The 22,727-nt window shown below is 35.7% G+C and carries 24 protein-coding genes; 13 read left to right on the top strand and 11 right to left on the bottom strand.

Translation table 11 applies throughout. From position 1 onward, the window contains the following. Positions 1-27: 27 nt before the first annotated feature. Positions 28-576: a phycoerythrin subunit beta gene (gene cpeB / locus AC6EIZ_RS09860; RefSeq protein WP_413677301.1), complete on the bottom strand. Its 549-nt coding sequence runs from the start codon at positions 574-576 to the stop codon at positions 28-30. Between the two features lie 231 nt (positions 577-807). Here cpeB and AC6EIZ_RS09855 point away from each other — a divergent pair, with 231 nt between their 5' ends. The 3 genes from AC6EIZ_RS09855 to AC6EIZ_RS09845 all read left to right on the top strand — a co-directional run bounded on the left by AC6EIZ_RS09855 (position 808) and on the right by AC6EIZ_RS09845 (position 4,839). Then, positions 808-1,032, top strand: coding sequence for a DUF8630 family protein (locus AC6EIZ_RS09855; RefSeq protein WP_498510879.1), 225 nt, complete (start codon positions 808-810; stop codon positions 1,030-1,032). 89 nt (positions 1,033-1,121) lie between these two features. Further along, positions 1,122-3,539 (top strand): UvrD-helicase domain-containing protein, encoded by a 2,418-nt coding sequence (locus AC6EIZ_RS09850; RefSeq protein WP_498510877.1) that lies wholly within the window; start codon positions 1,122-1,124, stop codon positions 3,537-3,539. A gap of 43 nt (positions 3,540-3,582) precedes the next feature. Then, positions 3,583-4,839, top strand: coding sequence for a tRNA nucleotidyltransferase/poly(A) polymerase family protein (locus tag AC6EIZ_RS09845; protein ID WP_498510876.1), 1,257 nt, complete (start codon positions 3,583-3,585; stop codon positions 4,837-4,839). A 16-nt stretch (positions 4,840-4,855) separates the two neighbouring features. Here AC6EIZ_RS09845 and selD read toward each other — a convergent pair whose 3' ends face one another. Further along, positions 4,856-7,036: a selenide, water dikinase SelD gene (selD, locus tag AC6EIZ_RS09840; RefSeq protein ID WP_498510874.1), complete on the bottom strand. Its 2,181-nt coding sequence runs from the start codon at positions 7,034-7,036 to the stop codon at positions 4,856-4,858. Here selD and mtnP point away from each other — a divergent pair. After that, positions 7,022-7,954 (top strand): S-methyl-5'-thioadenosine phosphorylase, encoded by a 933-nt coding sequence (mtnP, locus tag AC6EIZ_RS09835; protein WP_498510872.1) that lies wholly within the window; start codon positions 7,022-7,024, stop codon positions 7,952-7,954. The genes selD and mtnP overlap by 15 nt on opposite strands. A gap of 71 nt (positions 7,955-8,025) precedes the next feature. Here mtnP and AC6EIZ_RS09830 read toward each other — a convergent pair whose 3' ends face one another. From AC6EIZ_RS09830 to AC6EIZ_RS09810, 5 genes are all read right to left on the bottom strand, one after another. Next, a complete protein-coding gene (locus tag AC6EIZ_RS09830) occupies positions 8,026-8,223 on the bottom strand; it encodes a photosystem II reaction center protein J (RefSeq protein WP_269609601.1) in 198 nt (65 codons plus the stop codon). A gap of 11 nt (positions 8,224-8,234) precedes the next feature. Continuing rightward, positions 8,235-8,354, bottom strand: a complete 120-nt coding sequence (gene psbL / locus AC6EIZ_RS09825; protein ID WP_011294297.1) for a photosystem II reaction center protein PsbL — start codon at positions 8,352-8,354, stop codon at positions 8,235-8,237. A gap of 29 nt (positions 8,355-8,383) precedes the next feature. Continuing rightward, entirely contained in the window at positions 8,384-8,632 is a 249-nt protein-coding gene (gene psbE, locus AC6EIZ_RS09820) for a cytochrome b559 subunit alpha (RefSeq protein ID WP_011294296.1), read from the bottom strand. 108 nt (positions 8,633-8,740) lie between these two features. Then, positions 8,741-9,757, bottom strand: a complete 1,017-nt coding sequence (locus tag AC6EIZ_RS09815) for a photosynthesis system II assembly factor Ycf48 (RefSeq protein ID WP_498510870.1) — start codon at positions 9,755-9,757, stop codon at positions 8,741-8,743. Then, entirely contained in the window at positions 9,754-10,107 is a 354-nt protein-coding gene (locus tag AC6EIZ_RS09810) for a rubredoxin (protein WP_498513262.1), read from the bottom strand. Before AC6EIZ_RS09810 ends, AC6EIZ_RS09815 begins: the two co-directional genes overlap by 4 nt. Before the next feature lie 156 nt (positions 10,108-10,263). Between AC6EIZ_RS09810 and AC6EIZ_RS09805 the strand changes: the two genes are divergently transcribed. Genes AC6EIZ_RS09805 through AC6EIZ_RS09795 form a run of 3 tightly spaced genes read left to right on the top strand, consistent with a single transcriptional unit; the run spans position 10,264 to position 11,907 of the window. Next, complete coding sequence (locus tag AC6EIZ_RS09805) at positions 10,264-10,626, top strand: NAD(P)H-quinone oxidoreductase subunit 3 (RefSeq protein ID WP_498510868.1); 363 nt, start codon at positions 10,264-10,266, stop codon at positions 10,624-10,626. Beyond that, on the top strand, positions 10,617-11,366 hold the full coding sequence (gene nuoB / locus AC6EIZ_RS09800) for an NADH-quinone oxidoreductase subunit NuoB (RefSeq protein WP_498510866.1): 750 nt from the start codon (positions 10,617-10,619) through the stop codon (positions 11,364-11,366). Before AC6EIZ_RS09805 ends, nuoB begins: the two co-directional genes overlap by 10 nt. Before the next feature lie 19 nt (positions 11,367-11,385). Continuing rightward, a complete protein-coding gene (locus AC6EIZ_RS09795; protein WP_498510864.1) occupies positions 11,386-11,907 on the top strand; it encodes an NAD(P)H-quinone oxidoreductase subunit J in 522 nt (173 codons plus the stop codon). Position 11,908: 1 nt separating this feature from the next. Here AC6EIZ_RS09795 and AC6EIZ_RS09790 read toward each other — a convergent pair whose 3' ends face one another. Next, positions 11,909-13,306: a gluconeogenesis factor YvcK family protein gene (locus AC6EIZ_RS09790; protein ID WP_498513261.1), complete on the bottom strand. Its 1,398-nt coding sequence runs from the start codon at positions 13,304-13,306 to the stop codon at positions 11,909-11,911. Between the two features lie 155 nt (positions 13,307-13,461). Here AC6EIZ_RS09790 and AC6EIZ_RS09785 point away from each other — a divergent pair, with 155 nt between their 5' ends. Together AC6EIZ_RS09785 and AC6EIZ_RS09780 are read left to right on the top strand one after the other, a co-directional pair. Next, complete coding sequence (locus AC6EIZ_RS09785) at positions 13,462-14,220, top strand: ABC transporter ATP-binding protein (RefSeq protein ID WP_498510862.1); 759 nt, start codon at positions 13,462-13,464, stop codon at positions 14,218-14,220. Positions 14,221-14,224: 4 nt separating this feature from the next. Further along, positions 14,225-15,070, top strand: a complete 846-nt coding sequence (locus tag AC6EIZ_RS09780) for an MlaD family protein (protein WP_498510860.1) — start codon at positions 14,225-14,227, stop codon at positions 15,068-15,070. 11 nt (positions 15,071-15,081) lie between these two features. Here the strand turns inward: AC6EIZ_RS09780 and bchD are convergent, their stop codons facing one another. After that, positions 15,082-17,235 (bottom strand): magnesium chelatase ATPase subunit D, encoded by a 2,154-nt coding sequence (bchD, locus tag AC6EIZ_RS09775; protein WP_498510858.1) that lies wholly within the window; start codon positions 17,233-17,235, stop codon positions 15,082-15,084. Positions 17,236-17,282: 47 nt separating this feature from the next. Here bchD and folK point away from each other — a divergent pair, with 47 nt between their 5' ends. The 3 genes from folK (at position 17,283) to AC6EIZ_RS09760 (ending at position 19,972) form a co-directional block, all read left to right on the top strand. Next, complete coding sequence (folK, locus tag AC6EIZ_RS09770) at positions 17,283-17,864, top strand: 2-amino-4-hydroxy-6-hydroxymethyldihydropteridine diphosphokinase (RefSeq protein WP_498510855.1); 582 nt, start codon at positions 17,283-17,285, stop codon at positions 17,862-17,864. 69 nt (positions 17,865-17,933) lie between these two features. Next, complete coding sequence (locus tag AC6EIZ_RS09765) at positions 17,934-18,488, top strand: NUDIX hydrolase (protein ID WP_498510853.1); 555 nt, start codon at positions 17,934-17,936, stop codon at positions 18,486-18,488. Between the two features lie 2 nt (positions 18,489-18,490). Continuing rightward, the gene (locus tag AC6EIZ_RS09760; protein ID WP_498510851.1) at positions 18,491-19,972 is read left to right on the top strand and encodes a cryptochrome/photolyase family protein; all 1,482 of its coding nucleotides are present in this window, start codon (positions 18,491-18,493) and stop codon (positions 19,970-19,972) included. A gap of 1 nt (position 19,973) precedes the next feature. Here the strand turns inward: AC6EIZ_RS09760 and AC6EIZ_RS09755 are convergent, their stop codons facing one another. Together AC6EIZ_RS09755 and AC6EIZ_RS09750 are read right to left on the bottom strand one after the other, a co-directional pair. Next, complete coding sequence (locus tag AC6EIZ_RS09755; RefSeq protein ID WP_498510849.1) at positions 19,974-21,143, bottom strand: DegT/DnrJ/EryC1/StrS family aminotransferase; 1,170 nt, start codon at positions 21,141-21,143, stop codon at positions 19,974-19,976. Positions 21,144-21,194: 51 nt separating this feature from the next. Next, on the bottom strand, positions 21,195-21,815 hold the full coding sequence (locus tag AC6EIZ_RS09750; protein ID WP_498510847.1) for a thioredoxin family protein: 621 nt from the start codon (positions 21,813-21,815) through the stop codon (positions 21,195-21,197). Between the two features lie 119 nt (positions 21,816-21,934). Between AC6EIZ_RS09750 and fabI the strand changes: the two genes are divergently transcribed. Beyond that, on the top strand, positions 21,935-22,717 hold the full coding sequence (fabI, locus tag AC6EIZ_RS09745; protein WP_498510845.1) for an enoyl-ACP reductase FabI: 783 nt from the start codon (positions 21,935-21,937) through the stop codon (positions 22,715-22,717). Positions 22,718-22,727 lie beyond the last annotated feature (10 nt).

The following is a 22,727-nucleotide window of genomic DNA, read 5'->3' as shown; positions in this document are numbered from 1 at the left end:
AGAGGAATTAAAATTAAAGTTGAATATTCAACTCAAAGCCTCTATTACAAGATCAAAATAGGATGCTGCCTCCGCAGCGATATCTTGACATTGTGCTCCTGAGCCAGAATTAATTCCCTTAAACATTTTTCTCCCTGTATTTGTCTCAGTCATAATTGCAACTGTGGCAATTTTCATTATTTCAACTGCCCGAATAGCATTAGAAGTTGGGACTCCGAGCGCTAAATAAGTCTCTTTTAAACCATTGAGACATCTATCTTCAAGGACAGAAGGATCTCCTGCAAGAAGTGCGTAGCTTACATATCTCAAAATAATTTCCCCATCCCTTAAACAAGCTGCCATTCGACGCGTTGGATAACAATGCCCCCCCGGCTGAGTAAGTCCAGTATTCTCACAAACCATTCCTGCTACTGCATCTGCAGCGATGCAAGAAACATTTTGAGTTATTGCGAGGGTTGCATCAATTCTTTTATTTGCATCTGCTACGTACTTTCTTAAATCTGCAAGATCCTCACTTCCAATTGCTGCACCCTTGGCGTCAGCACTTACAACTGTTCTGGAGAACGCATCAAGCATTTTTTGACTACCTAGGCTCTATTAAGTAAAAAAGTTGAATAAGTAATGACTTTTTACTCATTACTTATTCAACTTAAGACTTATAGTTAAATTTCACTGAAAGAGTTCTAAGAACGCAATGCTTCTTAACTGTAAAAAAGAATTTTTACTAAAATCATTCATAGAGTTATCTCAAAAAGCTTATAAGCAAAGGGGACATAACTAATTTGGGCTATTGTTGAGATAAAAAAAATGCAACATCTAACCGAAGAAGAGTTAGAAGAATCAATTAAGGAACTAACCGATTACAAAAATCGTTTAGAAAAAGAGGTGGTAACTATTTCAAATAAGCTAAAAATGCCTCAGAAAAAAATCAACTCAATTATCAACTCGCATTCAGAGCTTAATCAAATAAAAATAATACTTTCCAAGCTAAATAAACAAAAAGAGAATTTAGCTTCTAGCTTAATACCATAAATTTATTTTATCTGCTTAAATAATGTAACATGGTCTCTAATAAATATCCCAAAAACTAAATTTAACTCAATTAATTCTCAGTCTATAAAATGAAAAAATCAAACAATATATTTTTAAATGGATTAAACCATGCTCAGTCTCAAGCAGTTGATCATTTTCATGGTCCATTATTAGTTATAGCAGGAGCAGGAAGCGGAAAAACTAGAGCTCTTACTCATCGTATTGCACATTTAATTATTGAATATAATGTTGATCCAAGCTCTATTCTTGCAGTCACTTTTACTAATAAAGCTGCAAGAGAAATGAAAGATAGACTTGAACTACTCTTAGCAAAAAGATTATCAAATATCAGTTATGGAAAGCCTTGGTCAGCATTACAAGTAGCAGAACAAAGACAAATTCGTAATCGTATATATCGTGAAATAAGCCGTGAATTATGGATAGGGACTTTTCACGCTTTATTTGCAAGATTATTACGCTTTGATATTGACAAATTCAAAGATCCTGAAGGATTGACATGGACTAGACAGTTTTCAATATATGATGAGACAGATGCACAAAGTCTTGTCAAAGAAATAGTTACACAAGACCTACAATTAGACCCTAAAAGATTTGAGCCCAAAAAAGTACGCTGGGCAATCAGTAATGCCAAAAATCAATGCTTGCTTCCTGATGATTTTTTAAAGAGTCAAGAGGGGCAGAGAGGCAAATTAGTTGCTGAGACTTATAGACTTTATAGGAAAGCTTTAGCTGCTAATAATGCATTAGATTTTGATGATCTTCTATTAATACCTGTTCAATTACTACAGCAAAATGAAAATATTAGGACTTATTGGCACAGTCGTTTCAAACATGTTTTGGTTGATGAATATCAAGATACTAATTGGACACAATACGAATTAATTAAACAATTGGTTACCAATGGTCAAAATCCATCTTCTTTTAAAGATTGGAATAATCGATCAGTTTTTGTTGTTGGCGATGCAGATCAAAGTATTTACAGCTTTAGAGCTGCTGACTTTAGGATACTTATGGGATTTCAAGAGGACTTTGGGGAGAAATGCCCCGACAATGCAAACGATTCAACACTCGTAAAACTTGAAGAAAATTATCGTTCCACTTCTACCATCCTCGAAGCTGCCAATTCACTAATCTCCAACAACAAAGAAAGAATAGATAAAGTTCTTAGAGCAACCAGAGGGGAAGGGGAGCCTATTAAGTTAACAAGGTGTGACGACGAGATAGCAGAGGCAGAGGCAGTTATTCATAGGCTAAGAATTTTAGATGCCTCGAATCCAGAATTAAATTGGGGAGATATGGCTATTCTTTATAGAACCAATGCTCAATCAAGAGCAATTGAGGACTCATTGGTACGCTGGAGTATTCCATACATTGTGGTTGGAGGATTACGTTTTTATGATCGAAGAGAAATCAAAGATCTACTAGCTTATTTAAGACTTTTAATTAATCCATCTGACAGTGTCAGTCTCTTAAGAGTTTTAAACGTTCCTAAAAGAGGGATTGGTAAAACAACAGTTCAAAGATTAAGTGATGCTGCTAGTCAATTAAAAATTCCTCTTTGGGAAGTTGTAAATGATCCAGAAGCTGTCAGATCCCTCGCCGGAAGATCAGCTAGAGGTCTTTTGATTTTTAGTGAGCTTATCAATGAATTACAAAGTCATCTTCTTTCTTCAAGCCCAGCGGAATTAGTTCAATTAGTTTTAGAAAAAAGTGGCTACTTGAGTGAATTAATTGCGACAGGAACAGATGAGGCAGAAGAAAGAAGACGAAATCTTCAAGAATTAGTTAATGCCGCTTTGCAATATCAGGAAGAAAGTGAAGATGCCAATTTAGAAGGTTTTTTATCAACTGCTGCCTTATCAAGCGATGCAGATAATAAAGACACTGCTTCAAATCGAGTCACATTAATGACTCTTCACAGCAGTAAAGGTTTGGAATTTCCTGTTGTTTGTCTTGTGGGAATGGAGCAAGGTTTATTCCCAAGCTATAGATCACTTGATGATCCATCTTCACTTGAGGAAGAAAGGCGACTTTGTTACGTAGGGCTTACCAGAGCGAGAGAAAAATTATTTCTCTTTCATGCATCTGAGAGAAGGATGTGGGGAGGGATGAGAGAACCTGCTATCGCATCTATATTCCTCTCCGAGATACCAGAAGAGCTTGTTAAAGGCGATATCCCATTATCTAGTGGAGCCAGATTGAGAAGGGAAAAAAATCTAGATAGACTAACTAGAATTGATCGTCAAAGTAATAAAAAGTCTTTTCCTAGTGAAGCTGAAAATGCAGTAAGAAAAACATATTCTGGTCCTTCCCCAGGGAAGAGATGGTCAGTTAACGATAGAGTTCTGCATTCTGCATTTGGAGAAGGGAAAATCACACATGTTTTTGGTTCAGGAGAAAAAATCTCACTAGCTGTAAAATTCTCAGGAATGGGACCAAAAATATTAGACCCAAGACTAGCGCCATTGCAATTAATAGATGACTAGAATTTATTCTGAAAAATGTTAATCAACTAAAACAATATTACTTATGGAATTACTTGACAAATCTACAATTGAAAAACAGATAAAAGAATTACCCAGTGGAATTCTAAAAATTATTCTAGATACAGCTATCTCAATCAATATACCTTCTATTGCAATAGTTGGAGGAGTTGTAAGAGATTTAATAACAAAGTCAAATAATCAAGATTATAAAATTACCTTCAATGATCTAGATTTAATTATTGAAGGTAATACATCAAACTATATAAAAGAATTGCAAAAACGCATTGGCGAAGAAAGAGTAAAAGTCATACGCGATAATATAATTTATAAGACCTCAGAAATATTAATTGATGGCATAAAAGTTGATATAGCAAGTGCTCGTAAAGAAAGTTATCCCATCCCCGCAGAAAATCCAATAGTTGAATTATCAACAATCAATAAAGATCTAAAAAGAAGAGATTTTAATATAAACGCAATGGCAATTGAGCTCAAAGATAATAGTCTAATAGATTTATTTTCAGGATCAAATGCAATTGAAAATAAGAAAATAGACTTTTTGCATGAATCAAGTGTTTTAGAGGACCCAACTAGAATTATTAGAGCTTCTCGCTATTCTGCTAAGTTAGATTTTCATCTATCAAATCAAGCCTTAAAACAAATAAAGGATACAATAAATATTTGGCCTTGGAATTGGCATATTGGAGATAATACTGATTTAGCCCCTTCAGCATTATCCATAAGATTAAAAATGGAACTAGAATTACTATTAGAAAGTAAATATTGGAAGAATGCATTAAAAAATCTACAAGCCTTTGGAGGGCTTAGGATAGTAGATTCAAAATTACAGAACGATAAACGACTCATTGAAAAAATTCTCATTGCAAAGAAATCACATATTGACCCTCTTACAGCATTAGTTTATGAATCTAAAAGCCCTATCTATCTTGCTCGAAGATTAAACTTAAATCAACAGCAAAAAGAAATAATAGAAGGAGCTTGTCGAGTAAAAAAATATCTAAAAACTATAACAGATAATAATTTATATAAAAATTGGTCACCATCGAAGTGGACAATTACACTAGAGAAAATAAATGCTAATGAATCTTCTTTCATACTTGAAATATGTCAAGGAAACCCTCTACAAAAATATTTAAAATCTTGGCTATTTAACTGGAAACTTATAGAGTCACCAATAAAGGGAGATGATTTAATAGCTAAAGGTTGGGCACCTGGACCAGAAATAGGAATAGAAATAAAACGACAAAGAATGAAATTAATTGATGAAAAAATTATTTTCTGAATGATTTAATAAATAATTATTCAGAAATAAAACCTATTTTAATCCAAGGTCCTTTCTGTATAAGTTCTTCTGAATAACTAGATGAACAACTAATAACTAAAGGGCCACAAGTTTGTGGGTCTACTAAAATTCTCAACATAGTATTATAAAACGACTTATTAAAGGGATAATTATTAGATATGAGCTCAAATCTTAAGTTTTTAGCTCCACCAATATATTGTAAAAAAATTTCATTTGAAGGGGCTAAAGTACTTTCAAAACCTTTGTCTAAAAGTTCTATCACTCCATCATATACTGGTATGTGATCTAGCTCAAGAATAATTTTCAAGGGTTGTAAATTCATCTTTAATTGATCGCTATTTGTAGATCCCAACATTTCAGATAAATGGCCTAGCAAACCAAAACCAGTTATATCAGTACAGGCATTAACAATTTTTGTGTGTGGATTTATACTTGTTAATTGATTAATATATTTGACAATATGATGTTGACTTATATTCATTTCTTTTAAAACAGAATCAAGTACATAAGGTTTTACTTGGCCATTCATAAATGCAGAAAATATTATTCCAGTACCTAAAGAGCGGCTAATCAAAATTTGATCTCCATTTTTCATTCCTCCCTTAGACCAAAAATGTTTTTTATCATCAATAATTCCATTAACAGTTAATGAGCTTTCTATTCCTAGAGAGAAAGGCTCTTCAGATATATTTCTTGATTCTAATGTATGTCCACCTATAAGTTTTGCCCCCTGAATATTTAAAGCAGAATTAATACCCTCCAATACTTGAAATAACAATTCTTCTTGTAAATTATTATGTAAGGATGGCAAATTCACAACAGATTGTGCAGAAATCACAGAACCTCCGCATGCCCAAATATCAGAACAAGAATGAAAAGCCAAAAGCCTTCCATTTAGCCATGGATCACTAATCAAAGAAGGGAATCCATCTACACTTTGTATCAAAGTCTTACTAGAATTTAATATTCCTATATCAATAGAATCATCTGTTGAAGATTCTATTAAATCTATTTTTTTTAATGCTGAACTTAATGGAGTAAAAGCTAATTTTGCCGCACATCCTCTACATTTATTCATCTTTATTTTTGCAAACATTTCTGTATCTATATCTTGAATAAGATGAAATTTCGATACAAATTTTCTATCAATTGATTCTTTTAATCTTGAGAGAAAGTAAAAAGGTCCAATTATCAATTCACTCCAAGACACAAAAGCTTTCGATTGCTTGTTTATATAGTTGACATCTAAAATTTGTATTGCTTTTCTTTGAGGTTTCCATTCCTTAAGTTGTAAACCTTTACTTATTTTCTCTAAATTCTTTGCCAGTGGTTTTGCTGAACGAACAGCCCATACGCCCGAAGAAGGGCGGGGATAATCTCTAATAACTGCACAATCTCCTACAGCAAATAACTCTGGATAATTAAGGACTTGAAGCGTGTTTTTTGTTAATATCCTCCCATTTTTATCTATAGGGAAACCACTATTTTTTATCCAATCAAATGATTTATTGCCAGTGCATATTAATTTTGGGTACGAAACAGATGAATCCTTTTGTATGATCTGAATCTTTAAATCTTCTAATTTGTTTAATAACTTCTTACTAAGTTTTCTTCGAGATTTGACTTTTAATAAAATAGATCTTTCAGGCCACCTTTTTCTTAAAGAAAAAGCTATTTCTATCCCAGCGAATCCGCCACCAACAATTACAAAAGGTTCAGAAGAAGAATTATCCTTGTGGATATCTTGATCGACAATAAATTTATAAGACTCAGAAAAAGGTTTTATTGGAACAACTAAATCTTTATTGCCTGCAATTAAAGATTTAGTATTTAAGTTAGTTTTTGTACCTATATTCAGAGATAATAAAGAATATTCTATTTCTGGGCGTCCTGCTAAAAGTAATTTTTTTTTCTTAAGATCAATTCCCTCAATTTCAGCCATCACAAATGAAACTGCGGCTTTTGAAGCAAGTTTCCTCAAATCAATTAGTATTTCATCAATCTTATATTTACCTGCTACGACACCTGGAAACATCCCAGAGTAAATAGTAGTACTTGATTTATTGACTAAAGTAATCATTCCCGCAGGCTTCAATTTAGGATTCATTGCCCATCGAAGCAACACAAGGGCATGAGTATGCCCACCACCAGCAAGAACGAGATGATCACTGAACATGATTTTTTGAATATTTCTGGAACACAATCAGATGCCTATGATTTCAAAAAAGCTAGATTAGGAATTATTGGTGGAAGTGGACTATATAGAATAGACAATCTTAAAAACATAGTCGAATTAAGCTTAGACACTCCCTATGGAAAACCTTCTAATAATTTACTAATAGGCAATTTATTTGGAATAGAGATTGTTTTTCTAGCTCGCCATGGAGAGAAACATACTTTAAATCCAAGCGAAATTCCATATAAAGCAAATATCTGGGCTATGCGCTATCTCAATGTTAGATGGTTAATATCGGCATCAGCAGTGGGGTCGTTAAAAGAAGATATCAAACCTTGCGACATTGTTATACCTGATCAATTTATTGATCGAACTCATCAAAGACCATTGACTTTTTTCAACAATGGAGTTGTGGCTCACATCAGCATGGCAAATCCTTTTTGCGAAATTCTTTCTCAAATACTTTCGCAAGAAATAGAAAAACTTTTAACAAAAGAAAAAAAAATGCATATTGGAGGAACATATCTTGCTATGGAAGGACCCGCATTTTCAACAAAAGCAGAATCAAACTTATATAGAGATTGGGGATGCTCAATCATAGGCATGACAAACCACACGGAAGCCAGATTGGCAAAAGAAGCAGAAATCGCTTATTCAAGCCTATCCATGGTTACTGATTACGATTGCTGGAATCAAAATTGCCAAAATGTATCAGTCGAAATGGTCATTGAAAATCTTCAGGAAAATGCAAATTTTGCAAAATCAATTATCTCTGCTGCCGCTAGAAGAATCTCATCATTAAGGCCTTCAAGCTCTTTTCATAATGCATTAAAAAATGCGCTAGTTACTCCAAAAGAATATGTACCAAATAAGACTAAGGGCAAGATTAAATTATTTACCGATAAATATTGGCATTAAAAAACCAACCGAAAACAAATTTCAATTGGTTTTTGAGTTATTTCAAATAAATAGTATTTTTCTAGTTAAAACTAACCAGCGTTACCAATACCAGTGTATGAACCATAAAAGAAAATACCAAGAACAAAAATAACAGCTGTTCCACCTGCAGTAGCAACTAACCATAAAGGAAGCGCTCCCTCTGTCCAACGTCTTTGCCAGGAGACCGCAGGCATACCATTTGGCAGACGATCTCCTGCTCGTCCATCAGGTCCTTTTAATTTGCTCATGATAAAGAGATTTAGTTAAAGAAGTAACTGGAAAAAAGAATTCCCATTACAAAAACAAGTAAGAGTCCAAGATAAAGACTTGTTCGGTTTAATTCAACCGGAACTTTATTTGGATTTGGATTGACTTGCATGGATAAAAAAGCAATCAGATGAAATTTGGTTATTTCAGACGCGTGTCAAGTTCAGCCTTGGAATCAAATCGCTGAACAACAACCGGAGCTTTGCTTTCTCCAGCCTGAAAATACGTATCTGGTCTAGGAGTTCCAAAAGCGTCGTAGGCAAGCCCAGAAGACACAAATAGGAATCCTGCAACGAAGATCGCAGGAAGTGCCACAGCATGGATGATCCAATAGCGGACACTAGTAATGATCTCAAAAAACGGGCGTTCCCCGGTAGAGCCGGCAGCCATAGCCTCACTTAATCAGCTCAGTGATCTTATCAAGCGAAATCAAAAGAAACGACCTCTGTTGCAAGGTGGTTACACAGAGTCATGGAAATCATAGAATTTTTGATGATTTCAACCCTTCCAACGCAATAAATTGCCCCTTTCTCCAAAAACAAATCCCTTAGGATTGTCACTATTTAAATCGTCCACAAATAAAATTCTTATGAAATTCGTAGGAACGGACTCACCAACAGGATCTTTTTTCCAACTTTTTCCATCATCATTACTAACCAATAAAGTGCCATTTCCTCCAGCGGCCCAAATTGACTTAGCAGGATCCCAAACAAGATCTTGATAGTTGTATCCATTTACTATCGGGATGATTGGCTTTGACCAAGAGTCGATATCAGCAGGATTTTCATTAAACCTGATCTCAGCTCCTCTAGAAAGCATCCATAAATCTCCATTTGGCTGTTCACCAACACTTTGAACTCTCTTACTACTTGCTCTTTGATGAGGGCTCCAAGCTTCCTCTCCTGGACGAAGTACTGAGAAAAAGTTTCCTAGGCTACTAACACTTACATATCCACCTTCATTTGTTCGTCTTAATTCTCTTACGCCACCAGAGCCAGAAGTATCAACTACTAATGCCTCCCAATTATTACCTGCATCAGTAGTTTTATAAATCGCTCCAGCAGTAGTTGCCAATTCAGCAGAGTCAAAATCAATTGTTGTTATCAAATATGGATCTCCTGGCAACTTATTTCCCAAATCAAGACGAGTCCAGTTTTTACCTCCATCAGTTGTATGAAGAATCAATCCTGGTTGTCCTGCGATCCAACCTTCTTGACCTTTAAAGTCAACGCTTATCAAACGAAAGTTGCCTTCGCTTGGAATATCCAAATTTCTTTCCTTCCATGTAATTCCCGCATCATTTGTCTCCAGAATCAATCTATTTGTCCCTACTAAAAACCCATTTTTGTCATCTACAAAGTCAATGTCCAATGGGTTTGCCTCAGTATCGAGATCAATTAGTGTCCAGGGACTTGATGATCCCAAAGCAGCATTGCTAACAGTACAACCACTAAGAGCTAGTCCAACTATCAAGACAAGGGTCAAATTAATGACATTCGAAAACAGGCGTTTCATTTCAAGGAATAAAGAGATAGAAAACAGGCAGCGGCTAAAGCCAGGCTTCCAAAAATAAGTACGTTTTTCTGGCCTGAAGGAAGTTTATTAAATCCAAAGCCATAAGTAAGGTTTTCTTCAAATCCACTTGGCTTTGATTTAGGTCCAATATCCTTATATCCACCAAATCCTACTCGACAGACTGGACATCTAAACTTCTCTCTATCTATATCTAAGAATGACGTTCCTGGTTCAATATTTAGCTTTTTTATACCTTCATCAGGATCATATACAAAACCGCAACTAATACATTCGAAGCGATTGCCTTTTGGATCAAATTCCTCGGTTGAGTTTTTTGCTCCAAATGAAATAACCTGATTTTGTTTTTCATCAGAATTCAAATTTTCAAAAGGATTTGATTTTGTTTTGGAGTCTTCACTCACAGTTTTCACATTCACATATAACAACTCTATGGCACTAATCTAGAAAATGACTGTCAGACTGATATTGAAATCAGTAATTAATTCATGTTTTCCCTTCAGGGTTATGAGTATTTTTTAGGATTTCTTCTTATTTCTGGAGCAGTTCCCATCCTTGCTCTCACAACAAACAAGATAATTTCTCCTAAAAGCAAAGCCGGAGAAAGGCAGCTTACATATGAATCTGGAATGGAGCCCATTGGAGGGGCTTGGATCCAATTTAATATTCGTTACTACATGTTTGCACTTGTTTTCGTTATATTTGACGTTGAAACTGTTTTCCTTTACCCATGGGCAGTTGCATTTCACAAACTTGGGTTATTAGCATTTATAGAAGCACTTGTTTTTATCACAATATTGGTTGTGGCATTAGCATATGCATGGAGAAAAGGTGCACTTGAATGGAGTTAACCCCCTTGAATAAATCTCCTTCTTCTGAAGCGGTCAGAAATCTTAGAGAAGCTTCCTGTGGCCCTGTCGGAACACCAAAAGTAACAAGTGATTTAAGCGAAAATATAATCCTCACTAGTCTTGAAGATCTTCACAATTGGGCAAGATTAAGCAGTTTATGGCCTCTTCTTTATGGAACTGCTTGTTGTTTTATTGAATTTGCAGCTCTAATTGGTTCTCGATTTGATTTTGACAGATTTGGATTAGTACCACGAAGCTCTCCCAGGCAAGCAGATTTGTTAATAGTTGCAGGTACTGTCACCATGAAAATGGCACCTGCTCTAGTAAGGCTTTATGAACAAATGCCAGATCCAAAATATGTAATAGCCATGGGGGCTTGCACTATCACTGGTGGCATGTTCAGCGCCGATTCAACCACGGCAGTTAGAGGTGTTGACAAATTAATACCAGTTGACCTTTACCTTCCTGGATGCCCTCCAAGACCAGAAGCAATATTTGATGCAGTAATCAAATTAAGAAAAAAAGTTGCCAACGAATCAATATCTGAGAGATCAAAGATTACTCAAACTCATCGATATTTAACTATCCCGCATAGAATGAAGAGAGTTGAGGCAAAAGTTAATGGACAATATCTAAGTGCAAAATCCCAACTAATTGCATTAAATCCATCTCTAACTGAAGAATTTGATCAATCTTTAAAAGAGGTTCAGAAAATATCTGAAGAACTTTCAAGTAATTAAGGCATCCCTCATAAAAAAAATGAAAAATGAATCAGAAATTTTAGTTGAAGAGAAAATCTCAGGTCCAATAAGCGATTGGCTCTCTTCAAATGGATTTCAAAACATTCCTCTCCAAAGTGACCACTTAGGGGTTGAAGTAATAAAAATCGCGCCAATCAATCTTTTATCAATAGTTGAAGCGTTAAAAAATGATGGATTTAATTATCTTCAATGCCAAGGTGGATACGATGAAGGTCCTGGTTTAAATATTGTTTGTTTTTATAATTTAATAGAGATGAGTGAATTTAAAAAATATATTTCTCCTCGAGAAGTCAGATTAAAAGTATTCCTGGCTCGTGATGGAGACTTAACTGTTCCCAGTTTGTACAGTCTTTTCAGAGGAGCAGATTGGCAAGAAAGAGAAACATTCGATATGTATGGTATCAAATTCACAGGTCACCCTCATCCTAAAAGACTTTTAATGCCTGAAGATTGGAAAGGATGGCCTCTTAGAAAAGACTACGTTCAGCCCGATTTTTATGAAATGCAAGATGCGTACTGATTTATTTACCTTTTTTGTTCCTTCTATAAAATCTCATTATTGCTAAAGCGAGACTCCTAGGATCATGCCTCAAAGTTGGAGTAGCCTTTGAGCCTTGAAGAGAAGCCAAATAAACCTTATAGCCTTTAGAAAGAAGATCAATCTTATTGCATTTTACTGGTTCAGCCCCTTTTGATTTGTAATAATCAACCAAGGGGGAGGGTTCTAATTCACCTTGAGCAAGTATTGAACTAAATATTTTCCTATTAATTCCTCTAGACGCCAATTGCGCTTCGATAGCTCTCACATGACCAGTAACGTCAAGTCCATCAGTTTCACCTGGTTGAGTCATCAAGTTACATATGTATAGCTTTGGAGCTTTGCTCCTCTCAATAGCTTCAACTATTTCGGGTACAAGTAGGTTTGGAAGAATTGAAGTATATAGGCTTCCTGGACCTATCAAAATTATTTCAGCATTTCTGATCGCTTCAAGTGCTCTTGGCAAAGCTGGAGGACGAGATGGATAACAACCGATTCTGATTATTGGAAGGCGAGCTTTTCCAATAGCTGATTCTCCATCAATTCGATCGCCATTTTCAAGTTCGGCCCATAACTGAACATCTGCATTAGTTGCTGGTACAACTTGACCCTGAACAGCTAGAACCCTGCTTGATGCAGTTATTGCTGTCTCTAAGCTTCCAGTTATTGCAGTTAAAGCTGACAGAAAAAGGTTCCCAAAGCTATGTCCCCCAAGTCCACTTCCTGAAGGGAAGCGATACTGAAAAAGGCCTTTGATTAGTGGCTCTTCCGTTGCCAAAGCAGCCAAACAATTTCTTATGTCTCCTGGAGGCTGAACTCCCAGTTCTCTTCTAAGGACTCCACTACTTCCTCCATCATCTGCAACAGTAACTATTGCGGTTATTCTGCTGCTATATCTTTTTAAACCTTTTAATAATGACGATAATCCTGTTCCCCCTCCAATAGCAACAATATTTGGACCTTTATTTAATTTTTGTTTAGCTCTTAATGCATCAACTAAAAAGGTGTCTTTTTTGGAACCCAAGGCCTGCCTAATGGACTCAAAGCTTCTTCCTTGCCCCCAAACCAAAAGAGATATCCCTATAAGAAAGACTATTGGGCCAGAAATATTTCTAGGTATGAAAGTAGTAATAAATCCTAAAAACCAAAAAAGTACTTCGACTACCCAATAAATTGGACGTAGATCAGCCCAAATCGAAGCCCCAATCAAGGCAATTAACAAACCCAATCCTGATGTCATCATCCACCTTTTGACTACTAGCCCTGGCAAAAGCCATCTAACAGCTCTTTTAAAGCGCGAGTAAATCTGAAAAGACAAACTAGCGAAAATGCTTTTACGCAAAGTAGATCTTCTTAATTTTCTTTTCCTTCTTTTGTTCAATGGATTCAAGTTAGAGAAGATTTCAACAAAGAGTCCTAAAATAATTAATTCATATAAACTCTAATTAAACTTCCCAATTGACACATCTCATACAAAATGAGGCAGGTAAACAGACCTTAGGAGAGAGTGTGCCAAAAAACACTCAAATACTGTTGATGAAAGATCTCAGTGTTGAACTGGGATCAAATAAAGTTCTCAATAAAGTCAATCTTGCCATGCGTGCTGGAGAGAGACTGGCAATTGTTGGTCCATCTGGCGCAGGCAAGTCAACCATACTTCGACTAATAGCTGGATTGCTATTACCTTCAAAAGGAAATCTTCAAATATCAGGTATTGAGCAAACTTATTTAAGGCTTGATCAAAATAACCCTCCCGATGTGAGATTGGTTTTTCAAAACCCAGCATTATTAGCATCATTAACAGTTAGGGAAAATGTAGGATTTTTACTTAAAAAGCAGCAAGTTTTTACCGAAGATATCATCAATAAAAAAGTTATAAATTGTTTACAGAAAGTAGGCTTATATGATGTGGCAGAAAAATTTCCAAATCAACTTAGTGGTGGAATGCAAAAAAGAGTAAGTTTTGCTCGTGCATTAATTAGTAATTCCAAGAAGGGGAAAGACTCTATTCCTCTTCTTCTATATGACGAGCCAACTGCTGGTTTAGATCCAATAGCTTGCACTCGAATTGAAGATCTAATTATTAAAACAACTGATGTTGCGGAAGGCAGTTCAATCGTAGTAAGTCACGTTTCAAGTACAATTGAAAGAACAGCTAATAGAGTTATTTTGCTTTACGATGGAAAGTTTAAATGGGATGGATCCATAGATCAATTTAAACAAAGTCAAAATTCCTATGTGAAACAATTTCGCACAGGTAATCTTCAAGGACCAATGCAACCTAAGGACTTATAAATTGATGCGTAGAAGTTTACGAGATGCGTTTGTTGGTTTTTCACTATTAGGTGGATTAGTTATCTTTTCAGGAGCAATGCTTTGGTTAAGAGATTTTCGTTTAGGTTCTAAAACCTGGGAGATATCTGCAAGCTTCAAAGATGCAAGTGGTCTTGCAAAGATGTCTCCAGTTACTTATCGGGGAATTATTGTTGGCTCTGTTCAAAAGATAAATTTTACCCCAAACACTGTTGAAACTAAAATCAAATTAAATAACGATAATTTAATTTTACCAAAACCAGTAATTGCTAAAATAGTTACAAGCTCTATGCTTGGAGGAGATGCTCAATTATCTTTAGTCTCAATAGGTAAATCATTAAATAAAAATGAGCTAATTACAGTCAAAAAAGATTGTCCTAATAAAAGAATTTTATGTAGTGGAGATAAAATTAAAGGAACAGAAATGATTGGTATATCTAGCTTAACAGAGGGCATTAATGGAATTATCGATGAAGCAGATAGACAAGCAATAGTAAATAAAATATCAGAATCTATTCAACAATTTGATAGAACTCAAGCCAATCTTGATGAACTTGTCTTGTTATCTAAATCAGAACTAATTAGAGCAAAGCCTATAATTTCTGAACTAACAAAAGCTTCTTTTCATTTAAATAATATTCTTGAAAGTCTCGATAATCCTAAAACTCTAAAAGATATCCAAGAACTTGCTTCAACATCAAGCTCACTGACAAAGAAAATCGACCAAATGAGCTCAGACATGGGAAATATTATGGAAGACAAAGAACTTTTAGACGCTCTAAAAAGGGTGACTATAGGCCTGAGTAAATTATTTGACGATATATATCCTTAAAAGAAAAAGGTTCAGGTCACACTATTAATTGCATCCATTGCAATTGAAGCAATAGCTTGATCACTGGCCTTAGGTAACTGAACATATTTACCTCCTGACGCTTCAGCCAAGTCTTTACCCATGCCACTAGCAATAAACTTTCTTTCTGTATCAATCACAAGCAATTTGATACCAAGAGCTCGATAACGCGAGGCGACATCAAGAACTTCTTGCTTCAAGTCAGGAGGTGTTTCTCCCTCAAGGACTGGTTGACCTAATGAAGTACTTAATGGAACATTACCTCTACCATCTGTAATTGCCACTACGACCACCTGACCGAGATCTCCAGTTGCTAAAGCATTTGCTCCTACTCTTGCGGCTTGAGTTAATCCATGAGCGAGTGGAGACCCACCACCACATGGCATTGCCTCAAGTCGCCTTTTTGCAGCAGTGATTGATCTGGTTGGCGGAAGAAGGACTTCTGCTTGATCTCCTCTGAAAGGTATTAGTGAAACTTCATCTCTGTTTTCATAAGCTTCAGTCAGCAAACGAATTACAGCTCCCTTTGCACTTTGCATTCTATTGAGAGCCATTGAACCACTTGCATCAACCAAGAAAATCACTAGTGCGCCTGCTTTACGCTGAAGTAATTTTGCGCGCAAGTCCCCTTCCTCAACAATAACTTTTCTATTAGGTTCTCTTTCCCTTCTGGCTTTCTGATAAGGCGCTGCAGCTCTTAAAGTTGCATCAACGGCAATTCTTCTAACAGGACCTCTTGGAAGAATTGGTTTTACATATCTTCCTCGGTTATCACTTAAAACAGCTGACCTGCTTCCGCTATTTCCACTTTTTGATTTAGTAGATGAAAATAGTAACAAATCAGGATCAACAGCACATGCTTCTGGATCAAGCATAAATTCCTCAGGGATTGGAGGTGATGACTCTTGATCTTGATCCTCTTCCTGATCTTCCTCTTGATCTTCTTCTTGATCATTATTGTCATCAGAGTCTTCAGGAGGTGGGGGGGGAGGCTGCTGATCTTCTGGCGCCGGGGGCTCCATCTCCTCTTCTGAAGGCATTTGCATAGCCCTGGGAGCAATTACAAGTCTTACTGCAGCCTTTAAATCTTCAGCGTCCACTGAATCTCTACCACATAAAGCAGCATGAGCCTTTGCAACTCTTACTGCATACAACTCTGATCTATGTCCTTCTACGCCTCCTCGAATAGCTTCTAAAACTAAGTATTCAATTTGATCCTCACTAATTTGAACATCTGGAAGCCATTGTCTTGCTAAAAGTAATTGCGTTGAAAGTGATTCTGTTTCTTCTGACCATTTCTTGGAAAAAGCCTCACTAGATTGACCATGAGAAATGGCAGCCTGAGTTATTTCAACTCTTTGTTCATTTGTAATTAATTGATCAGCAGACAACACAATTGCGAATCTGTCCAAAAGGTGGTCCCTCAATGCCCCCTCTTCAGGGTTATAAGTAGCAATCAATAAAGGACGACACGGATGACTGAGGCTCAAGCCTTCTCGTTCGACTCTATTTTCACCTGCGCCTACTGAAGCCAAAAGAAGATTAACAATGCCATCATCCAATAAATTCAATTCGTCTATGTACAAAACTCCTCTATGAGCTTCGGCTAGTAAACCTGGCTGAAATACTGGCGAACCACTTGATAATGAAGCAGCAACATCAACAGCTCCAACAAGCCTATCCTCTGTTACTCCTAGGGGGACCTGAATAAAAGGAGCGGAAACAACTTTCTTAGGGATATTTTCTAAGTCATTCAAATTCTCCAGACTGCCTATGTTTTTAGTAAATAGCTTTTTAGTCAAATCATCCCACTCTCCTGAAAAAGAAGGATCTAAATTTCTACCTGATGGATAAATCAATGAATCTTCATCACCGTCATGGTTAGCTAATTTTTCTAAATCAATTATTTCAATCGGAGGGAGAAGAGCATGTAAACCTCTAGCCAAAACAGATTTACCAGTACCACGACCACCAGCAATTATTACTCCTCCCAAACCTGGATCAACTGCGGCAAGCATTAAAGCAAGCTTTAAAGTTCCATGGCCTGTAATTGCAGCCAAAGGGAAAGAGCGATTAGCTCTATCAATCACAGCAGTGTCTTTTGAAGACGAAAACATATTGTTGTTATTTAATCCACTGGAAACCATAGAGTTGGATAAATCAGGCAAATTTTTTAAAGTCTTTTAATATTCGCATGACTTATGCAAAACAAAAACCAGAATTGAAACTCGTCATCTCAATAGGCGCAAATATCCCTGGCAATTTTGGAGATCCCATAAGAACAATTGCTGCCATGAGGCCGCAAATAGAAAAAAACATTATTGAGTGGAATGTTGCTTTAAATTGTCCAAAAAACGAAGATCAAAATATTGATAAGTCTTTATCTTTTCAATGGGCTCCATTATTTGAGACCGATCCTATTGGAGGTCCAATTGATCAACCTAAATTTATTAATACCGTACTTGTTGTAGAGGGAGAGGATTTTTCCGCAGTGACCCCAAATGAAAAAGCAGCTATCTCTTTAATGAAAAAATTTTTAGAATTAGAAAAAATCGCAGGTAGAGAAAGAGAAAATACAGACATTTTGTGGGGGCCAAGATCTTTAGATATTGACATCATTTCTTGGGGAGAACTGCAGATAAATACAGACACCCTTATTTTGCCTCATCCAAGATCAATTCAAAGGAACTTTGTTTTAATTCCACTATCAGAAATTTTATCAAAAGTTCAAGGAACAACTAAACGAATAACTTCTCAAAACATTTGGCCTGAATAAAACTCGTAACAAAAATCACCAACCTTTTCTAAAACAATCAGTCATCCTATATGAGTAGAAAAAAAATGTATGTCTATTCCAGGACCTGAACCCTCTGAAATTATTGAGACAAAAGCTTCTCTTGATGCAAAAAAAATTCGTTTTGAAATTAATAAATTTCTTTTACCTAATTCGATGGAAGGTGAATTTGGAATCATTCGTCATCCAGGCGCTGCATTGGCAGTACCAATAACAGATTCTGGAGAAGTCGTGATTCTTCGTCAATACAGATTTGCTTGCTCGAGAAGAATTCTAGAGTTTCCAGCTGGAACATTAGAAAAAGGTGAAAGCCCACTTGAATCTATTAAAAGAGAAGTTCAAGAGGAAAGTGGTTACTCTGCAAGAACATGGGACAATCTTGGAGAAATGCTTCCTTGCCCCGGATATTCAGACGAAACAATCCATCTTTTCCTTGCAAGAGATTTAACTAAACTTGAGCAAAAGCCTGAGGGCGATGAAGATGAAGATATTGAAGTATTAAAAATCCCCCCCGAAAGGTTAAATGAAATTATTGCAAGTGGAGAAGAATCACTTGATGGGAAAACTATTACCGCATGGTTCAGAGCATGCCAAATCTTAAATTAAAAATGAAAAAGTTTCGCACAATATTTTGGCATAGAAGAGATTTAAGAATTGAAGATAATATAGGTTTGTTTGAGGCTTCTAAAAATTCAACAAGCCTCATTGGAGCATATATTTTAGATCCCAAACTTTTAGATCTCAATAGAACTACTTCTGAGGCGAAAAATTGGTTTTTAGCTAAAAGTCTTTTAGAACTAAAAAAGAATTGGGAAAGAAGAGGAAGCCATTTATTAATATTAAATGGAGATCCTATCAAATTAATTTCTAAATTAGCGGATTTAATTAAAGCCGAATATATTTACTGGAATGAAAATATTGAGCCTTATGAAATCAATAGAGACAGACTAATTACAGAACACCTGAAAAAAGAAAAAAAGAAAGTACATACATTTTTAGATCAATTAATTGTCAATCCAAGTGACATCAAAACAAATAATGATGAACCTTACAAAGTATATGGACCTTTTTATCGTAAATGGATTAATAAAATCAATAAGAGCAACATATCAAATAATTATTTCATAAGAATCTCAATAACACCTGAAAAGATTAGAGGTTTTAACGAGAGAGAGTTATCAGCAATTAAAAACTCAGATTTAAATTATTCTATTACCAAAGAAAGTAAATCTATTTATGATTTACTTTCTTCAAATAGATTTAAGGATACTAATCTTTGTCCTTGTAAACCAGGAGAGTCTGAGGCAAAAAAGAAATTAAACTTTTTCATAAATTCAGGAGTGATAAATTCATACAATCAAGCAAGAGATATTCCATCTTTAGAATCAACTTCTAGTCTAAGTGCTGCTTTAAGTTTAGGGACAATAAGTTGCAGGGCAGTATGGAATGGAGCTCAAATATCAAAAAATATGGCGACTAACGAATATCAAATCAATTCTATAGATACATGGATAAAGGAACTTGCTTGGAGAGAGTTTTACCAAAATGCTCTATTTAATTTTCCAGAGCTCGAGAAAGGTCCATATAGGGAAAAATGGTTAAATTTTCCATGGCAAAATAAATCTGAATGGTTTGAAGCTTGGGGGAATGGATTAACTGGGATCCCTATAATTGATGCTGCGATGAGACAACTTAAGCATTCCGGATGGATGCATAATCGATGCAGAATGATTGTTGCCTCTTTTCTAGTAAAAGATCTTTTGATTGATTGGAGATGGGGAGAACTTTTCTTCATGAAGAGTCTAGTTGATGGTGACTTGGCATCAAACAATGGAGGTTGGCAATGGAGTGCTAGCAGTGGCATGGATCCGAAACCTATGAGAATATTTAATCCTTTTAGACAAGCCTCTAAATTCGATGAAAATGGTAATTATATCCGAAAATGGATTCCTGAGTTATCACATATCTTAACGCCTAATTTACTTTCAGGTGAAATAAGTTTGGCTGAGCGAAATGGCTATCCAAAACCTATAATAAACCACAAAAGTCAAACATCAATCTTCAAAGAATTGTATTCGAATCTTAAATAGCTTATTTTTTAAAAATTTCCTTAATTTTATCAATAACATATGATTGCTGAATAGATTTCAACTCAGGGAAAATAGGCAAACTAATCACTTGATTACATATCTTTTCAGTAACAGGAAGAGATCCTTCTTTATACCCTAAGTCTTTATATGCAGGTTGAAGATGTATAGGTATTGGATAATAAATTATTGTATTTACTCCAAGCCTATAAAGTTCAGTTTTAAATAGATCTCTATTTGGATTATCAAAAACATTACCTGAAGTGGATTTTATATTTTTCACAAAAGAATTGTCCAGTATTCTTATTACAAACTGATTCCATGAATGGCCTGAATTATTGATCAAGGTATTAGATGGTAATTCCATTGATTCTATATTTGACAACTTACTTATATAATGAGTTGCTATTGCTTTTCTTTGCTCTATCCATTTATTTAATCGATTTAATTTAACATTTAAGATTGCAGCTTGTAATGAATCAAGCCTACTATTATATCCAATATTTGTATGAAAATATCTCTTGGGACTCCCATGAATAGCTAATTCCCTAATTTTTTTTGCCAGATCAAAATCATTCGTAGTTATAGCTCCTCCATCTCCGGCTGCTCCTAAGTTTTTAGTAGGGAAAAAACTAAAACAACCTACATCCCCATAACTTCCTACGGGTTTACCTCGCCAATGCGCGCCAGCAGCTTGAGCACAATCTTCTACCACCTTTAGATTATTTGACCCAGCAATCGCCATTATTTTATCCATATCCATTGGATGTCCAAACAAATGCACAGGCAAAATAGCTTTTGTTCTTGGAGATATTGCTTTTTCTATTAAACCCAGATCCATAAGATAATTTTCAGGATCAATATCTACAAAAACCGGCCTAGCACCTACACTGGTTATTGCTTCTGCAGTAGCAAAAAAACTAAATGATGAGGTGATTACCTCATCACCTTGACCAATATTTAGCGATCTTAAAGCAAGAATTAATGCATCTGTTCCACTATTACAACTAACCGAGTGAGAAGTTTTGATAGTTAAGGCAAAAGCTTTTTCAAAAGAAGTTACTTCCTCACCTCCAATGTATTTCCCGCTTCTAAAAACTTTGATTAAAACTTCTTCAATCTCTTCTCCAATTTCAGAAATTTGAGATTCAAGGCTAAAGGGAGGTATCTGCATAAATATTTAAATTAAGTTGCCGAGATGGTAATTAAAAAGACATTCATTAATTTATCCAAACCACTCAGGCTCCATACCAGGATGCCATTTAATGTTGCAACCAATAGAAGGTTTTTGATTCGCTGAAATATCTTCTCCCTTTAATAATGATCTGAGTGCTAAACGAATATCATCACCAGAAACAGGTATTTCATTACCAGGACGACTTCCGTCCATTTGTCCCCGATATTTCAATTTTAATTCTCCATCTGGAGAAGGCCAAAAAATATAAAAATCTGGGGTACATGCGGCTTTAAGGGCTTTTGCTAATTTTTGATCAGAATCAAATAAATATGGAAACTTCCATCCCAGTTTATTAGCTTGAAAAGCTAATAATTCTGGCGCGTCTTCCGGATGGGTGATCACGCTGTTACTAGAAATAGCCAAAAATTGAACCTCATCACCAAAAGAATGGAACAAATTTGTAATTCCACTTTCTACGTGTTTAACAAATGGACAATGAGCGCATATAACCATCAAAAACAGTGGTCTTTTTATTAAATCAAAACTTCTAATGTGACTAAGGCCTTTTAAGGAATCATCCGGAGCAAGATTAACGCCTGAAACCACATCTAACTCAAAATCAGGTAATTGAGTTCCTAATGGAAGCATTGTTGAGGCTGTTCGAACCATGATTCTTATACTTTTGGTGGTTAATGGATTACAGAACTTTTAAGTATATTTTCATTTAATTATGAGTCTTAGCCCTAAATAAGGGACAATTAGCAATATTAACCAAATGAGTGCATAAGATGCTTCTCGATCTTAGTGGCAAAAAAATCCTTGTAACAGGAATAGCAAACAACAGATCAATTGCCTGGGGCATTGCACAACAGTTAAAAGCGGCAGGAGCTGAATTAGGAATTACATACTTGCCCGATGAAAAGGGTAGATTTGAAGCAAAGGTAAAAGAACTTACTTCCCCTTTGAATCCAAGCTTATTCCTACCACTTAATGTTCAAAATTCTTCTCAAATTGAAGAAGTTTTTGAAGCAATTAAGAATAATTGGGGACAGATTGATGGATTAGTTCACTGTTTAGCCTTTGCAGGAAAAGAAGAATTAGTTGGCAATTATAGTGCGACTTCTCCAGAGGGATTCTCTAGAGCTCTAGAAATAAGCGCATATTCTCTTGCTCCATTGTGTAAATACGCAAAACCTCTTTTCAGTAAAGGAGCGGGAGTAGTTACTTTGACGTACTTAGGAGCAGAAAGAGCAATTCCTAATTACAACGTAATGGGTGTCGCGAAAGCAGCTTTAGAGGCTTCAGTTAGATATCTTTCAGAGGAGCTTGGTCCTGAAAATCAGGTTCGAGTTAATGCAATTAGCGCTGGACCAATAAGAACTCTTGCAAGTTCTGCTATAGGAGGGATTTTAGACATGATTCATAATGTAGAAGAAAAAGCTCCTCTTAGAAGAACCGTGACCCAAATCGAAGTAGGAAACACAGCTGCTTTCTTGCTTAGCGATCTTTCAAGTGGTATATCAGGTCAAACTGTTTATGTTGATGCTGGGTATTGCATAAACGGAATGTGATTTCATTTCA

This window comes from Prochlorococcus sp. G4PB16, assembly GCF_059772465.1.
This window is presented reverse-complemented; position numbering and strand designations above follow the sequence as displayed.

Excerpts from the sequence above, each read along its gene's own strand:
- AC6EIZ_RS09755 (WP_498510849.1), bottom strand. The coding sequence starts at position 21,143 with ATGCAGATACCTCCCTTTAGCCTTGAATCTCAAATTTCTGAAATTGGA.
- AC6EIZ_RS09765 (WP_498510853.1), top strand. The coding sequence starts at position 17,934 with ATGTCTATTCCAGGACCTGAACCCTCTGAAATTATTGAGACAAAAGCT.
- AC6EIZ_RS09845 (WP_498510876.1), top strand. The coding sequence starts at position 3,583 with ATGGAATTACTTGACAAATCTACAATTGAAAAACAGATAAAAGAATTA.
- cpeB (WP_413677301.1), bottom strand. The coding sequence starts at position 576 with ATGCTTGATGCGTTCTCCAGAACAGTTGTAAGTGCTGACGCCAAGGGT.
- mtnP (WP_498510872.1), top strand. The coding sequence starts at position 7,022 with ATGATCACTGAACATGATTTTTTGAATATTTCTGGAACACAATCAGAT.
- AC6EIZ_RS09780 (WP_498510860.1), top strand. The coding sequence starts at position 14,225 with ATGCGTAGAAGTTTACGAGATGCGTTTGTTGGTTTTTCACTATTAGGT.
- AC6EIZ_RS09785 (WP_498510862.1), top strand. The coding sequence starts at position 13,462 with ATGAAAGATCTCAGTGTTGAACTGGGATCAAATAAAGTTCTCAATAAA.
- AC6EIZ_RS09815 (WP_498510870.1), bottom strand. The coding sequence starts at position 9,757 with ATGAAACGCCTGTTTTCGAATGTCATTAATTTGACCCTTGTCTTGATA.
- bchD (WP_498510858.1), bottom strand. The coding sequence starts at position 17,235 with ATGGTTTCCAGTGGATTAAATAACAACAATATGTTTTCGTCTTCAAAA.
- AC6EIZ_RS09795 (WP_498510864.1), top strand. The coding sequence starts at position 11,386 with ATGAAAAATGAATCAGAAATTTTAGTTGAAGAGAAAATCTCAGGTCCA.
- AC6EIZ_RS09750 (WP_498510847.1), bottom strand. The coding sequence starts at position 21,815 with ATGGTTCGAACAGCCTCAACAATGCTTCCATTAGGAACTCAATTACCT.
- AC6EIZ_RS09805 (WP_498510868.1), top strand. The coding sequence starts at position 10,264 with ATGTTTTCCCTTCAGGGTTATGAGTATTTTTTAGGATTTCTTCTTATT.
- folK (WP_498510855.1), top strand. The coding sequence starts at position 17,283 with ATGACTTATGCAAAACAAAAACCAGAATTGAAACTCGTCATCTCAATA.
- nuoB (WP_498510866.1), top strand. The coding sequence starts at position 10,617 with ATGGAGTTAACCCCCTTGAATAAATCTCCTTCTTCTGAAGCGGTCAGA.
- selD (WP_498510874.1), bottom strand. The coding sequence starts at position 7,036 with ATGTTCAGTGATCATCTCGTTCTTGCTGGTGGTGGGCATACTCATGCC.
- psbL (WP_011294297.1), bottom strand. The coding sequence starts at position 8,354 with ATGCAAGTCAATCCAAATCCAAATAAAGTTCCGGTTGAATTAAACCGA.
- AC6EIZ_RS09850 (WP_498510877.1), top strand. The coding sequence starts at position 1,122 with ATGAAAAAATCAAACAATATATTTTTAAATGGATTAAACCATGCTCAG.
- AC6EIZ_RS09855 (WP_498510879.1), top strand. The coding sequence starts at position 808 with ATGCAACATCTAACCGAAGAAGAGTTAGAAGAATCAATTAAGGAACTA.
- AC6EIZ_RS09760 (WP_498510851.1), top strand. The coding sequence starts at position 18,491 with ATGAAAAAGTTTCGCACAATATTTTGGCATAGAAGAGATTTAAGAATT.
- fabI (WP_498510845.1), top strand. The coding sequence starts at position 21,935 with ATGCTTCTCGATCTTAGTGGCAAAAAAATCCTTGTAACAGGAATAGCA.
- psbE (WP_011294296.1), bottom strand. The coding sequence starts at position 8,632 with ATGGCTGCCGGCTCTACCGGGGAACGCCCGTTTTTTGAGATCATTACT.
- AC6EIZ_RS09830 (WP_269609601.1), bottom strand. The coding sequence starts at position 8,223 with ATGAGCAAATTAAAAGGACCTGATGGACGAGCAGGAGATCGTCTGCCA.